This window comes from Tatumella citrea, assembly GCF_002163585.1.
GTDB classification, from domain to species: domain Bacteria; phylum Pseudomonadota; class Gammaproteobacteria; order Enterobacterales; family Enterobacteriaceae; genus Tatumella; species Tatumella citrea.
This window is the reverse complement of record NZ_CP015579.1, coordinates 1771211-1786145: the sequence shown is the minus strand read 5'-3', so window position 1 is coordinate 1786145 and position 14935 is coordinate 1771211. Positions and strand designations below refer to the sequence as shown.

Annotated in this window: 15 protein-coding genes; 12 read left to right on the top strand and 3 right to left on the bottom strand. The window is 49.0% G+C overall.

From position 1 onward, the window contains the following. Nucleotides 1-133: 133 nt before the first annotated feature. Nucleotides 134-1561, bottom strand: coding sequence for a YchO/YchP family invasin (locus tag A7K98_RS08525; RefSeq protein WP_087488164.1), 1428 nt, complete (start codon nucleotides 1559-1561; stop codon nucleotides 134-136). Between the two features lie 180 nt (nucleotides 1562-1741). Further along, a complete protein-coding gene (locus A7K98_RS08520; protein ID WP_087488163.1) occupies nucleotides 1742-2410 on the bottom strand; it encodes a gamma-glutamylcyclotransferase in 669 nt (222 codons plus the stop codon). A 483-nt stretch (nucleotides 2411-2893) separates the two neighbouring features. On the opposite strand from A7K98_RS08520, the gene chaA reads away from it, so the two are divergent. From chaA to A7K98_RS08500, 4 genes are all read left to right on the top strand, one after another. Further along, on the top strand, nucleotides 2894-3985 hold the full coding sequence (gene chaA / locus A7K98_RS08515; RefSeq protein ID WP_087488162.1) for a sodium-potassium/proton antiporter ChaA: 1092 nt from the start codon (nucleotides 2894-2896) through the stop codon (nucleotides 3983-3985). 366 nt (nucleotides 3986-4351) lie between these two features. Further along, complete coding sequence (locus A7K98_RS08510) at nucleotides 4352-4885, top strand: NAD(P)H-dependent oxidoreductase (protein WP_087488161.1); 534 nt, start codon at nucleotides 4352-4354, stop codon at nucleotides 4883-4885. Nucleotides 4886-4905: 20 nt separating this feature from the next. Continuing rightward, a complete protein-coding gene (locus A7K98_RS08505; protein WP_087488160.1) occupies nucleotides 4906-5442 on the top strand; it encodes a hypothetical protein in 537 nt (178 codons plus the stop codon). A 25-nt stretch (nucleotides 5443-5467) separates the two neighbouring features. After that, nucleotides 5468-6208: an SDR family NAD(P)-dependent oxidoreductase gene (locus A7K98_RS08500; protein WP_087488159.1), complete on the top strand. Its 741-nt coding sequence runs from the start codon at nucleotides 5468-5470 to the stop codon at nucleotides 6206-6208. A 16-nt stretch (nucleotides 6209-6224) separates the two neighbouring features. Here A7K98_RS08500 and A7K98_RS08495 read toward each other — a convergent pair whose 3' ends face one another. Beyond that, on the bottom strand, nucleotides 6225-7148 hold the full coding sequence (locus tag A7K98_RS08495; protein ID WP_087490428.1) for a LysR family transcriptional regulator: 924 nt from the start codon (nucleotides 7146-7148) through the stop codon (nucleotides 6225-6227). 597 nt (nucleotides 7149-7745) lie between these two features. Between A7K98_RS08495 and A7K98_RS08490 the strand changes: the two genes are divergently transcribed. The 8 genes from A7K98_RS08490 (at nucleotide 7746) to A7K98_RS08455 (ending at nucleotide 14917) form a co-directional block, all read left to right on the top strand. After that, entirely contained in the window at nucleotides 7746-8525 is a 780-nt protein-coding gene (locus A7K98_RS08490; protein ID WP_087488158.1) for an amino acid ABC transporter ATP-binding protein, read from the top strand. Nucleotides 8526-8534: 9 nt separating this feature from the next. Continuing rightward, the gene (locus tag A7K98_RS08485; protein WP_232461610.1) at nucleotides 8535-9206 is read left to right on the top strand and encodes an amino acid ABC transporter permease; all 672 of its coding nucleotides are present in this window, start codon (nucleotides 8535-8537) and stop codon (nucleotides 9204-9206) included. Between the two features lie 9 nt (nucleotides 9207-9215). Continuing rightward, entirely contained in the window at nucleotides 9216-9890 is a 675-nt protein-coding gene (locus A7K98_RS08480) for an amino acid ABC transporter permease (RefSeq protein WP_087488157.1), read from the top strand. Between the two features lie 247 nt (nucleotides 9891-10137). Continuing rightward, entirely contained in the window at nucleotides 10138-11430 is a 1293-nt protein-coding gene (locus A7K98_RS08475) for a flavin-containing monooxygenase (protein WP_087488156.1), read from the top strand. A 9-nt stretch (nucleotides 11431-11439) separates the two neighbouring features. Next, a complete protein-coding gene (locus tag A7K98_RS08470) occupies nucleotides 11440-12141 on the top strand; it encodes an SDR family NAD(P)-dependent oxidoreductase (protein WP_087488155.1) in 702 nt (233 codons plus the stop codon). A gap of 65 nt (nucleotides 12142-12206) precedes the next feature. After that, complete coding sequence (locus A7K98_RS08465; protein WP_087488154.1) at nucleotides 12207-12992, top strand: aspartate/glutamate racemase family protein; 786 nt, start codon at nucleotides 12207-12209, stop codon at nucleotides 12990-12992. Nucleotides 12993-13070: 78 nt separating this feature from the next. Continuing rightward, on the top strand, nucleotides 13071-14372 hold the full coding sequence (locus tag A7K98_RS08460) for an NAD(P)/FAD-dependent oxidoreductase (protein ID WP_087488153.1): 1302 nt from the start codon (nucleotides 13071-13073) through the stop codon (nucleotides 14370-14372). A 14-nt stretch (nucleotides 14373-14386) separates the two neighbouring features. After that, nucleotides 14387-14917: a hypothetical protein gene (locus A7K98_RS08455; RefSeq protein WP_087488152.1), complete on the top strand. Its 531-nt coding sequence runs from the start codon at nucleotides 14387-14389 to the stop codon at nucleotides 14915-14917. Nucleotides 14918-14935: the final 18 nt, after the last annotated feature.

Here is a 14935-nt window from a genome sequence, read left to right as displayed (position 1 = left end):
TATTTTTGTGATAACTCACAAATCTGTTCCGTTCATCAAACACAAAAAGCACCATAAAGGTGCTTAATGTCACATCATGGTGCAACACGCGCCCTGAAACAGGGCGAGGTTATTAAAGGCCGTGAATCAGAGCTCAGGGTGCCATCAGATCAAACTGCGGGGTATCAGAGATTTCAGGCAGAATAAACGGCTGGTCTATTTTCAGGGTGATCCAGTTTGAAGTGGCCTGGTGCTGACTGTTTTCTACAGTGACCGCCAGATGGTATTCGTTCGATGCCTGAGGATCGTTATCCCACGCTGGCAAAATGATACTCCAGCCCTGTAAATCAGTAGGATTCGCCGGGGCTGTCAGGCTCAGTTCACGGGTATCCCCCAGCCAGTGAACACTGCGGATATCGCCCGACGGACTCACCTGTAATTTTAACATGAGTGTTTCCCCGCCGGTTAACTGCCACGGCGGCGTTGCCAGGAACACGCTGAGCTGTGTTTTGGTTCGTCTGGCTAATACCGGAGTACTGCTGCGGGTTACCGCGTCATAACGGCTGCCGCGAAGCGAGTGAGCAGATGCCACTTCATCCGGAGAGAGTTGTTTTGCCAGTGACTCACCAAAATGGTAATTAAAATTCAGACCAAACAGATCCTGGCTTTCACCCCCGGTCCCGGTTTTATGGCTGGCAGAGAGTGTGATTAACGGTATCGGGGTATAAGTGAACCCCAGTGAGAGTGCTGAAGGGTTGTGGTAATAATTCCCGCTGTTAAACGCATCAATATTGTCACCCAGGTACTGCTCCCAACTGACCGTAACTCCCAGCTGACGATAAAATGGCAAATAGCCCTGACTGGTAATGTCATAACCATGGGCCATCCGCGTCATCGTCGTGCTGTCGCTGTCTCTCCAGCCGGAGACCGGCAGATAATAGTTGGCGGAAAAACGCAGAAAATCACCCCACGCTTCAGTACCAAAGGAAGCACGGTCCAGATGCTGTTCAAACAGATGGTCAAGAAACGAGTTATAACCGAACATCCAGCTACCGGCATTCCAGCGTTGTCCCAGACCAAAGCTGCCGGTGGTGCCGGGAACGCTACGACTGATACCTACCTGGCTGAATAACAGATAACGCTTATTATCTTCCAGTGGGCTCAGGAGCCTGGCTGAAGTTCCGTCGAAATTGCCATCGACATCCACATCCAGGTTAACGTTAGCCCTGCCATAAGGTGACAGCAGGCTCTGACTTTCCTGATTGAGTTTATCGGATAATTTATCCCGGAAGTGGTTGAATGCCCATAAACCGGCGCTGTGCCCGAGGCTGGTGTCGGTATCGGTGTCGTTTTGTTCTGCGATAGATTTCGCTATCTCTGCTAACTGCTGGGAGAAATTACTCTGACTGGCAGAACTGCCAAGATCAGGCAATTCACTGTCATCAGAAACAGACTGCCCGGCATCAGTGAACGGAGTTTGCGAAATTGTGTCGGTGATATCCGCCAGTGCTGAAGGCAGCCACCAGCAAGCAGAAATCAACAACGCAGAACAACAGTAAAGACGGGAGCGGTTTAAAGGCATAAGTTCAGTTTAACCGTTTCAGTGCAATTTTATACGACGTCAGGGGCCTGTAGTTAAATGGAAACACGTGTCACTCAGTATAGCATGTCCGGAACTAAATCGCAGACCAGGTGACGATAGCAGAAGTATTCACTAAATGTATGTTAATGGATGGGACAAATCACATCAGAGATCAACAGATTACTTCTGAGGCGATTGTTGTAGTTGTCTGACCTGGCTTGCCAGTGACAGCAGTTTTTCATCCTGTTCGCCCAGCGCGGCCAGGCTTTTGACCAGTTCGAACAAATACTGAGCATTAGACCCGAGCGGCCCCTGAGCCGCAGCAATCAGAGGAGCGACTACTGTCGGGCATTCATCGGCTTCAAATAACGGATGTAGCGTATTAATGGTGAATACCAGTGCAATGATCTGTTGCCCGCAGTCCAGAGTCACCTGTTGCCAGCGAGGGCAGTAACAGCCGGTGAGCATTTCTCTTTTCCACAGCAACTCAAGCTCTTCAGCTTTATTAGCTTCGCTCAGACGAAAGACCAGCCCGCGGGTTTTACCACCCGCCTGCAATGCCAGCATCCTGCCAGGCCGACACTCCGTACCGCGCCCCGCTACCAGACGAATGCAAAATGCCCGATGCCAGCCATCGAGGATCGCCGGCTGTACATCGCTGTAATCAAGCGCAGGGTTCCACATCAGTGAGCCATAGCCAAACACCCAGACAGGTAAGCCTGCGGGCAGTAACGCCAGAAACTCAGTCAGGTTTGCCTTACGTTGTTCCGGAGTTAATAACAGCTCATGATCGATTCGGCCAAACGATGACTGGCAGTCCGCATTAATTAAAAAATCCCGTGTCAGCACACCGCCCTCCTCAACCGCTAAGCAATACTGATGGTGAACACTGCTATCATTACAGCAAACAGTTAATTATGTGAAGAGCCTCACAATCCCAAAAATTGATAATCTTTTACTGCATCCAACGATGACCAGCGAAAACGAATATCTGATAACCCTCAGAAAAACAATGAACTGTAACGATAAAAATCGCAAATAGGTTAAAACAATAGAAATCAGGATTTCATCGTTAAAATTGCATGATAAATAACGATAACGCCACGACAACGCCAGGATTGTTAGCATAAATGAATCATGAAAATCACAATAAAACAGAGTGATAGGTGGGAAGATGCTTAATTAACGGCATTACAATTCTGTGGTAAATGAAAGTAAATAAATGTATCAAAATCAGAATTTAATGATACAGTGTCAACTGTATTGTGTATCTCTATCCTGAGGCAGAACAAAACCGCAAGCAGCCCATTATATAACGCGTGAGGAAGCAGAATGCCAGCGCATGAAAAAACCCGTCATACGGAATACTCGCTCATTTTCCCGATCGTTGCTCTGATCGTCTTATGGTTTTTCAGCCATCAGACCTCAATGCCCGTCGTTATTGCCATTAATATTCTTACGCTGGTCGCCATTTTGTGCAGTGCGTTCAGTGTCGTACGCCATGCCGATGTGTTGGCTCACCGGTTGGGTGAGCCCTTCGGATCACTGATACTGACACTGTCGGTAGTGATTCTGGAAGTCAGCCTGATTTCTGCGCTGATGGCCACCGGCAACGCCACCCCCGGACTTATGCGTGACACCCTGTATTCGATCATTATGATTGTGACCGGCGGTCTGGTCGGTTTTGCCTTGCTGCTGGGAGGCCGAAAATTTGCCACTCAGTACGTCAACCTGGCTGGGGTCAAACAATATCTGATTGCTATTTTCCCGTTAGCGATTCTGGTTCTGGTGTTCCCGGATGCATTACCCGGCGGCAATTTTACCACCGGGCAGGCATTGTTAATCGCCGCGGTCTCTGCTGCCATGTATGGGGTATTTCTGCTTATTCAGACCAAAACCCATCAGAGTCTGTTTATCTACGAGCACGAGGATGAAAGCGATGACGGTGACCCGCATCATGGTAAGCCTTCGGCCCACAGTAGTGGCTGGCATGCCGTCTGGCTGATCATTCACCTGCTGGCAGTTATCAGCGTGACCAAAATGAATGCCCCGGTGCTGGAACAATTGCTGGGAGACCTGAATGCACCAGAGCAGTTTACTGGTTTCCTGATTGCGCTGTTAATTTTATCCCCTGAAGGGTTAGGTGCGATAAAGGCGGTGCTGGCCAACCAGGTCCAACGGGCAATGAATCTGTTCTTTGGCTCAGTACTGGCGACGATTTCATTAACTGTCCCGGTGGTAACACTGATTGCGGTCTTTACCGGACAGCCACTTATTTTCGGGCTGGAAGCGCCTCAGATGGTGATCATGGGCAGCGTGTTATTACTGTGCCAAATCTCCTTCTCAACCGGCCGTACCAATGTACTCAATGGCGCGGCACACCTGGCATTGTTTGTCGGCTATCTGATTACTATCATGCTGTAAAACCGATTTCAGCCCGGAACCCCGCCGGGCTGAACACTTCCTGCCACATATTTTTCATCGTTCCTCAGTCGCGGACTCACCATAGCCCCACACCAGATCACCGTTGATTGCGGTTGGATATCTCTCTGAATTATTGCTGAGTCTGCATTCCCCTATAGGGACAACCTATCTTCGCTATAGCGCATCGGTTATTCATCCTTTTGGCATGAATGTGCAGAATAACTTTATCTCCGGTAAGGAAGATGCCTTTCAGCACAACCGAACCGCGGGCCATTACACAGTAAATATACCGGCCTGAAACGACCGGGGTCAGCATTCCTGTTTCACAGAGCACAGAGTTTAACTGCAATTTAACTAAGGTGTCAGATGAAAAAATTAATTCTGATTGCGCACCCCCGACCCGATGAATCGGTAGTGCATAAACAATGGATGGCCGAAGCAGCTAAACAACCTGAAAATTATACGCTGCATAATATCTGCACAGCCTACCCCGATGGCAATATCGATATCCTCAGTGAGCAGCAACTGATCGAAAATCACGATGAGCTGATTATCCAGTTTCCCTGCTTCTGGTTCAGTACTCCCCCTCTCCTCAAACAATGGCAGGATGATGTTATCCGCAGAGGCTGGGCATTTGGTGGCGGGACAGCAATGCGCGGTAAACGAGTCCGTCTGGCGGTATCCGCCGGGATGAGGGAACAGTCCTATTCAGTTCAGGGCCGGATGGCCTGCACTCTGGCCGGGCTGCTGCTCCCTTTTGAATGCGTATGCAAGTTTATTGATGCGCACTACGACGGATTCCACGCGTTTTACGGCACTCAGGACGATGCTGATGATCCTGAATATCAGGACAAAATCGCATTGAACACCCGGCAATATATGGAATTTCTTAGAAATTAATTTTCTGTGAGGAGACATTTATGGAAATCACGATTCTGGAAACAATCAATGTTGGCGGAATTGAATACAGCATTGTCCCTGCAGAAAGCTGTGTCGACATTGGCCGGCACCTGCACAACAGCCAGTGCAACTGGCATATTCATGTGCTGTCACCAGGCTGTCAGTACAATCCGTATGGCGATCTGTTCTGTATGGTGGTCGAAGATAACACCCACGGAGTTGCATATCTTGGCAAGTCCGCAGCATTTCCTGAAGCAGATAAAGTCCTGGTAAAACTGCTGCATGGTGACGATATTCTGGACGCTTCCTGCGATTGCCATGAGTCATCAGAGGCAGACAGCAGTGCAGTGGCTGTAGTTCAGCAGCTTCATAATCACCATCACGCCTGGCACCATCATATGCATTTCCCTGACTGCCTGCTTAACCCGCAACCCGGACAGTGGGCAATTAGCGTGGAATCGGCTTCAACCCGGCTCTGTGAAGTCTATGAAGCGGAACCCGTAAGTCAGTTATCGGTGATCGAGTCACTCTATTTTTCGGCGCCGGAACACCAGTAAACTACAGACAGGAGTATTGGCGGAAATGAAAAGAGTGCTTGTGACCGGGGCCAGCGGACTTGGGCTGGAGATTGCCAGACGTTATCTTAATGCCGGAGACCAGGTCTGCCTGCTTAGCCAGAGTGAAGCCTCGATACAGAGCGCGCTTGAATCTACAGGGCCCGCGGCTATCGGGGTCACGGGTTCCGTGACCCGAAGTGAAGATATTGAGCATGCAATACAGAGAATGTGTGATGCTTTTGGCGGCATCGATTGCGCAATCTCCTGCGCGGGAATTAATGTTGTTGGCCCTTCTCTTGAGGTCAGTGCACAGACTTTCAGTCATATTCTGGAGGTCAATGTGTTAGGGAGTTTTCTCGTCGCTCAGGCCGCAGGCAGGCAAATGGCCACCCACGGCGGTGGGAGTATTACTTTTATCAGTTCTGTATATGGAGAGTCCGGAGCGCCACAAAGGGCCGCATACTGCGCCTCGAAGGGAGCATTGCATACGCTCACCGAGAGTCTGTCCGTTGAATGGGGCAGATATGGTATCCGGGTGAATGCTGTGGCCCCGACCGGTATCCGCAGCCGGATGGTGCAGTCACTCATCGAACAAGGCCAGTATAATCTGCGTGGTGTCGAAGCCAGAACCCCGTTAGGCAGGCTGGCTGAGCCTGAAGAAGTAGCGAATGCCTGTTATTTTCTTTCCAGTGATCAGGCGGCAATGATTACCGGACATATATTACCGGTTGACGGTGGATGGCTGGCGAACGGATATATTATCTAGTCAGTCAGTCGACATATTACTGTTCAATATGATCGTAAATAGACTGTATTTTTGCCAGGTATTTTCTCATCATGGATATTATTTCCCGGGTACCGCTGGATATTGCAGTATCTGAGCGATAAATAAAGCCAAATACTTCATACACCGGTGGTGTTATTGGCACCCATTTTAATTTCTTTTCGTAGCCTAACTGATGCATTATAGGCCGGGTGGCAATGACATCGCCTATTCCTCTGGCGGCAAGTTCAAATGCGGTCTGCTGATATTCAACTTCAATAATAGGTTCGAGCTGTTTACCGATACTGCTGGCACGTTTTGCCAGTAGTTTTCTGATGGGATCAGTATTTCGCCATTTAACTTCACTCAGAATAAGCGGAGCATCCAGCAGTGCTTCAATAGTTTTCTCCCCTTCCAGGCGTTTTTCACTGGCACTGATATAACCGACCTGTGACGACCAGACCGGTTCACTGGCAATTAAGCTTTTATTATTCACCGGTAACATTACTAATCCGGCCTCTATTTGGCCATCCATCACAGCATCCGCCACTTCACTGGAATTAAGACCGGCAACTTTAAGTTTTACATCAGGGAACGCCTGGTGAAATTCTTCAATCAGGTCTGTCAGAAAATAGAGATAAGAGCTACCAAAAGTCCCAAAACTAACGGCTCCGCCTTTTAACTTTCGTACCGACTGCACCACATTGTGCGCTTCCTGAGCCGCATTCACCGAAATTCTGGCATGTGGCAGCAGACAATGCCCCGCCTCAGTCAGAATCAGTTTACGGTTAGTACGAATAAACAGATGTGTTCCTAAAGAGTTTTCGAGTCGCAGAATCTGATCAGATAATGAAGGCTGAGCAATATTGAGATGCTCTGCTGCTTTCGATAATGTGCCGTACTCTACGGCAGAAAGAAAATATTGCAGTTGCTGTAAAGTCATAGAACCAACATCTCCGAATAGATGAAAACCCTTATTCAACCGGGTGCCGTTAGCGCACAGAACATTTATCATGTTATTTCATAAAATAATCTGACAGGCACCGTCTTTTACTACGGTGCTGCGATTAAACTTAGCATCTGATATTTCCATAGGGTTGTCATATAGGAAATATGAATGATGAGTGGTAAGGCATAGTGTGTATAGGCTGTTTCTGTTCATTTCCTGCCTGCAGTAAAAATACATACCTATGATTCCTAATGAATATTAAGTAATGGCACATATTAAAATGAGGGTTAAACGCCCTTTTTTGCCATAGGAATGTCTGATAAAGCTTTGCAGGTATAGCCAGATCCTGTAAAAAGGAAAGGCATCACCTGCTTCATTGTTTTCCTGATAAACCCTATTAATGTAATTGTATTGTGAAGCACTGGTTATTCGGGGAAATGACCTGGCAGGGTATTCTTAACCATTAATTCCCGCAATATCGGATAACTGCATTCTTTCTGCCAGTTATATACCGGGTGATACCCGTTTATTCGCTGGCGTAAGTATTACGTGCCCGTTTCCGGGAATAACAATGAATTCTGGAGAGTGCTGATGACATCGTCATTTCTGTCTGTACAAAACTTAGTTAAATCTTTTAACAACGGCGTATTACCGATACTGAATGGAATGAATTTTCACATGGAACCCGGTGAGCGGGTGGTGGTTATCGGTCCCAGCGGTAGCGGCAAAAGTACCCTGTTGCGGTGTATTATGGGACTGGAAAAAATCGACTCCGGCACTATCGACTTTTCCGGTCAGCGCTATATCTCTGCAGACGTCAATCTGCAAATGCCGAACAAAATCCACAAAGAATCCCAGCGGAAAATCGGTATGGTTTTCCAGCATTACACTCTGTTTCCTCATCTGACGGTACTCGGAAACCTGATCCTTACCCCGGTGAGATCCCGTGGCGAAAATAAGGCACTGGCGACTCAGCGTGCAATGCAGCTACTGGCGCGTCTTGGCCTGCAAAATCGCGCAGAAGCCTATCCGGGAATGTTGTCCGGAGGCCAGAAACAGCGGGTCGCCATTGCCAGAGCTTTAATGCTAGACCCCGGAATTATTCTGTTCGATGAGGTCACCTCGGCACTGGACCCGGAACTGGTTTCTGAAGTTGAAGGAGTGATGATGGAGCTGGCGGCACAAAATATGTCAATGATGATAGTCACTCATGACATGGGGTTTGCCAAACGTATCGCTACCCGGGTGGTATTTTGCGCTGACGGTCAGGTGGTGGAAGACGCACCTCCTGAGGTAATTTTTACCCGCCCGGCAGAACCCCGAACCGCAAATTTCCTGAAAAAAATACTCCATGTTGAATCAATATCCTGAGGCCCGGTTATGACATCATTTTCATGGGATATGAGCGTTATTATCAACGGCTGGCCGCAGTTACTCAGCGGTCTTATCATGACAATTAAACTGACCCTGATTTCTGCCTCCATCGGCATCGTTGCAGGCTTTTTACTGTGCCTGCTGACGCTGTGTCGCTGGCGGATCGTCCGCTGGCCGGCGGTGGTTTTTATCGAGATATTTCGTTGTACCCCTGCTCTGGTGCAGATTGTCTGGATATTTTACTGCGTGCCTATCTTTTTCAATGTTTACTGGGATGCCTTTACCATGGCAATTCTGGCACTGAGCATGAATGTATCAGCGTTTAATGCTGAGGCTTACCGGGCGGCAATTCAAACTATCCCGCAGTCGCATCATGATGCCTGTGTTGCTCTCGGTCTCAGTCCACTGAAAAAGACGTTGTACGTTATTTTTCCACAAGCATTTATGATTGCGATTCCGGTGCTGCTCACTAATACCATTGGTTTATTACAGCAGACATCCCTGGTGGCTATCGTGGCGATTGCCGATCTGATGTATCAGGGGAAAACTCTGGCGACACAATATTATCGTCCGATAGAGGTCTACACCACCGTCGCTATTATTTACTTTGTGGTGTCATTGCCATTATCACAAATTGTCGGAATGTTTGAAAAACGTCTGCGTAAAATGAGCAGGTAGGAGAGCATAATGGTCGATTTCTCAACCGCATTCAGTTTTATCTTTGCCTATAAAAACGCACTGCTTTCAGGATTATTAAATACCCTCTATTATACCGCAATTAGTCTGGTTCTCGGCCTGGCATTAGGCTTTATTGTCAGCATGCTGCGCCAGTCTGGAAATATATTACTCAAAACAATCTCCGGCACTTATGTGGAAGTATTTCGCGGCACCCCTATTCTGGTCCAGCTGTTCTGGTTCTTTTTTTGTCTCCCGGCGATTTTGGGTATTAATCTGGGGAATCAGGTATCGACCATTCTGACCATGACCTTATATATGGGAGCTATCTCCAGTGAAAGTTTCCGTTCAGCCCTTAAGTCGGTGGGAGAAGAACAAAAAGATGCCTGTGTCTCACTGGGAATGTCACTTCCGGTCATGTTGTTATTTGTTTTCCTGCCACAAATGCTGATTCGCTCAGTACCAACATTGCTTTCCAACAGCGTCACTCTGTTTAAAGAGAGCGCGTTGATATCAGCGGTTGGTATGGGCGATCTGATGTATCAGGGACAAATGATTGCTGATTCCACCGCCCGACCGGTTGAGATACTGACCACCGTAGCACTGATCTATTTTATTATTGCCTTCACGCTCACCCGCGCGGTGACTTATTATGAAAAAATTTTATTAAACAAAATAAAACTATAACCCATGCCGGATTAAATATTATTTACGGCGAGTTATATATATCTGAAAACTTTTCAGTGATTCTGATTAACCACAAAATAAACACACCCGCACAGGCGGCGGAATGGGTATTATCACGTCAATAAAACAGGCATAGGCAACAGCTATACAACGCAATAGTTTTTCGCTCTTCACCACAGAAAATAATCAGCTTATTTATATAAGCACAGCTTGGTGAATATTAAGTTTTATATCAGGAGAAATTACTATGGTATTGCAATATTGTATTATTGGTGCCGGCGCTGCAGGGCTTGCAGCCCTGAAAACACTGCGGGACCAGAATATTGAAGCTGTCTGTTTCGAAAAATCACAACAGGTTGGCGGACACTGGCACGATGACTATCAGGCACTGCATTTAATTACGCCAAAAAGTACTTCCTGTTTTGACGGTTTTCCAATGCCTGATGATTATCCGCTCTATCCGGGCCGGGATCAGGTCAAAGCCTATATTGAAAGTTATGCCACTCATTTTAATTTATATCCGCTGATTCGCTTTAATTCCTGTGTCGAACAGATAGTGCCGGCAGGCAAACAGGGAGAAGATGGCTGGACGGTAACGGTGAATGGCGAAAGCCATCACTTTGCCGGAGTTATCGTTGCCAACGGCCATTTATGGGACCCTGCTTTTCCGGACGGTGCTGAAAATTACACCGGTATTTCATTACACTCCTGCCAGTACAACAATACCGGACAGCTGGCAGGTAAAGTGCTGGTTGTGGGATGTGGAAATTCAGGCTGTGACCTGGCTGTGGATGCTGCACAACACCGGTTTGAGACCGATGTTGTTATCCGTCGTGGTCAGGTATTTCAGCCCAAAGCCTTGTTTGGCCTGCCACGGGCCGAACTTCCGTTTATTAATCAACTGCCGCCGGAATTGCAAAACTCACTGGCTCAGGCTCTGACCCTGGTGTCATTGGGTAACTGGAAGAATTATCCGGGCATGCCGGAACCGGAAACCTGGGATCTTGAAAAGCAACCACCGGTAGTGAACAACCTGCTGCTCTACTGGATTCAGCATGGGCGCATCAAAGTACGGCCCGGCATCGCTGATATTTGCGGTAAGGTCGTGACCTTCACCGATGGCAGCACTGCCGAATATAACTCAGTCCTGTGGGCTACCGGCTTTAATGTCAGCCTGCCATTTCTCGATCAGTCGCAGCTTGACTGGCAGGAAGGCGTTCCTTTACGCACCGCTGCAATGACTCTGCCTACCCGCAGTGAAAATCTCTATTTTGTCGGACTGGCAGCGCCACGCGGTGCACAGTGGCCGGTCTACTGCCAGCAGACCACGTTAATTGCGCGAATGATTAAGTTACAGCAGCGGGGCGTGAGCAATATTGCCGCGCTGATGGCAGAGCACCAACAACCGGACACTCGAATCGATATTGTACGCCGCCTCTGGCAACAAAATTTTGATGACACGGTAAAAACCCTGGATTTGCTGGAAAAAGTGCATCCCGGGTTAGCTGCAGTCCCCTCTTCTGATTTCGCTTCTTTATAAGGAACCATCATGACTGAACGTACTCATCCTGTAGCACTGGTTACCGGCACCGCATCGGGCATGGGCAAGGCCGTAGCCACCCATTTTATGCACTCAGGCTGGCAGGTTATCGGGGTCGATCTGACGGTGCAGGAGAGCAGCGAATATTTTACTGCGGTTCAGGCTGACATTACCGATCAGGAAGCACTGAACGCCGCAATTGCTGATGCGCTGGCAGGTAGAAAATTATCGGCAGTGATCAACGCAGCGGGGATTTTCCCCGTATCCAGTCTCGAAAGCTATACCAGTGCTATTTATCGCCGCATTTTCGATATCAATGTGCTTGGCACCTTAAATGTGGCCCGCACCGGCCGTGATTTCATGGCGGAGTCTGGCGGTTGCATGCTGTTTTTTGCCTCAGTCGATGCCTTTGCGGTATCACGCAATCAGTTACTGTACTGCGCCTCGAAAGCCGCCGTGGTCGCACTGACTAAATCTCTGGCGATTGAGCTGGTTGACCGGGGAATCGTAGTGAATGCCATTGCACCCGGCTGGGTGGAAACCGAAGGCACACTGGCGGGTGGCAGGCTGGAAGCTGGTGTCATGGAAGTACCGATGAAACGAGCAGCCAGAGTTGAAGAGATTGCACAGTGGGTCTGGAAATTGTGTGAAGCCCCGGGGTATGTCACCGGTGAGACCCTGGTGATTTCCGGTGGTGTCTGCATGCGCTAAGCGGTGGTGGCCGACAGACGGCCACCGTGTCACTACACATACTTATTGTTCCGTTCAGGGGTTATATGAAAATTTGCTGGATTCACCCGACTGCCCGCTCAGAATCGCTTAATGATTTATGGCCCACACTGGAACAAAGTATCCGTTCGGTGATGGCCCCGGGCACCACTGTTGACTTCCGCTTTCCGGCATCAAGTGTCGGGTTTACCCGTTCTTTGTATGCCGAACATATGAATTCGGTACTGATACTTGAAGAAGCCCTGCAGGCACGGGATGCAGGCTATGACGGCATTTTTCTCGGTTGCTGGAATGATGCGCTCTGGGAAGCCAGGGAAATTCTCGATATTCCTGTTGCATCAGTCGGGGAGCAATCTCTGCTGGCCTCGCTGGCCATGGCCCGCAAATTTGCCGTGATCACCGTCTCTGATAAAACCCGTGTAGCCATCGAACGCGACATCATGGCTTACGGCTTATCCGCCCGGGGTATTGAGGATCCGGTCCGGACTATTAACCCCTTCTCCACCGCCGACATGCTGAAAAGCGCAGTGACGTCACCCCATCAGCAGTTTATCCCACTGTTTGAAGAGGCCGCCCGTGAGTGTATTGCCGATGGCGCTGAAATCATTCTGGTGGGATGTGCCTACTACGGCCCGTTACTACGTAAAGCAGGTTATCAGTTGGTCTCCGGGACGACGGTTCCTGTGATGGACTCGTCGGCAGTCGCCATCAAGTATCTGGAAGCCATGATTGGCATCCATCAGAACATTGGGCTGGCAAAAAGTCAGGCGCTGACCTTTGCCCCGCCTCCGGGCGAATATCTGAATAAAATTCGCAGCTTATTCAGCAGTTAACCCGTTTCCTGCCGGAAGTTAAATTCCGGGAGTACAGCCCGTAGCTAATGTAAATTTTAATGGTTTCCGGAGTTTACTATGTTCAGCCGACGTGATGGTGACATAAACGACGTTTACTGGTCGGTAGTCAGTAAAGAGAGAATACAACCCACTGACCGGGCGAGCCGTGATAGCTACGACCTGGTAGTGATCGGTGCCGGTTACTGTGGGCTGTCTGTCGCACTTCACGCGGCAAATCAGGGAATGTCGGTATTACTTCTGGAAGCGGCCACCGTTGGCTCAGGCGCCTCCGGAAGAAATGGTGGCGCGGTGGTACCCACGTTTCCGGGCGCCCTGACCGCAGATGATATTAAGCTGCGTATTGGCAATGCCAAAGGTGAACAGTATGCAGCTCAGGTGGTGGCAGCGCCTGAATATCTGTTCCGCTTAATTGAACAGCATCAGATTCAGTGCCATCCGGTTCAGCGGGGATTTATCCAGCCGGGACACTCAGAAAAATCACTGGCCAGAGTGAAACGTGTTTATCAGTCATGGCAGCAACGCGGAATTGATATTCAATGGCTGTCAGGCGACGAGGTTAAACAATCTACCGGCGCTCATGGCTATCTCGGTGGCTGGTTTCAGAAAACCGGTGGCACGGTCGAGCCATTTGCATTAGCCCAGGGGCTGGCCAGGGCAGCTCTGACTGCCGGCTGCGAAATTCTGGAAAATCATCAGGTGACTGCCATAGACAAACAGCAGGCCCAGTACAGGGTGACCACCGAACGCGGTCAGTTCAATGCCACTAAAGTACTGATTGCTACTAATGCCTATACCCGCCATCTGGCAGCGCCTTTGGGCAAGTCAGTCATTCCTGTCCGCCTCTATCACACCATGACCCGCCCGCTAACAGAACAGGAGCGGCGCACAGTGTTACCCGAAGGGATTACCTTTACCGACCTGAGGAAATCTGGCGGTTTTGGCCGGCTCGACTCTTTAGGACGCTTACAGTCAGGTGGCGCAGTTTTTACTCCCGGTGGCAAAAATTACGGTATGGAGCACGCAAAGCTGCGGATGAAAACTCTGTTTCCGTCACTGGCCGGAATTGAGCTGGAATATTACTGGGAAGGCTATTGCGCCATTGCAGATGAATGGATCCCGTCGTTGCAGATTCATGATCAGGGTTTTTATTCCTGTATCGGTTTTTCTACCCGCGGTGTGGCGATGAGTGTCGCTGCCGGAAAAATTATTGCTGACATCCTCAGTGAGCAGATCACTGCGGCAGAATCTCCGCTGTTCGTGAAACAACAACGGGACATCCTTTTCCAGTCAGTTAAACAGTACGCCAGCGGGCTGATTTTCCCGTTATACAAAGCGAAAGACCGGCTGAAACTCTCCTGAGAATAAGGAATACCATGCCTAAGATCATTAGCCACTCATTACTGACGTACCATGAAATTGAAATGGACGAAGTTATTCCGCTGGCAATGTCATTTATTGCTGACGGAAGGCCGTGGCATTCCCATGCCATCTCACCAGGCTGCCATTTCAATCCCTACCCGGATTTGTATGCCGTGGTTGTCGAAGATAACCAGCACAATATTGCGTATATATCCCCCTCGGTCAGTTTTCCTGAGGCTGATAAGCAGCTGGTCAGGCTGCTGCATGGTGACGACATTCTTAACCCGGATATCCGCTTTACGCAGAGTGAACAGGACATCGAGTCAGAATTGTTACAACGAGTCCGTCAACTCAACGAACAGGGTGTTGCCTGGCATCACCATATGAATTTCCCGCACTGTTTAATGACCCGGCAGACGCAGCAATGGATGATCACTGTTGAATCTGATGCGGGAGTATTTCAGGAAGAGTATCCGGGGGAACCTAAAGAGATTCTCAGACAGCTGGAGGTGCTCTATTTCCGCAATCTGGAACAAAGCACCTGACATTTTCACACTACAGAG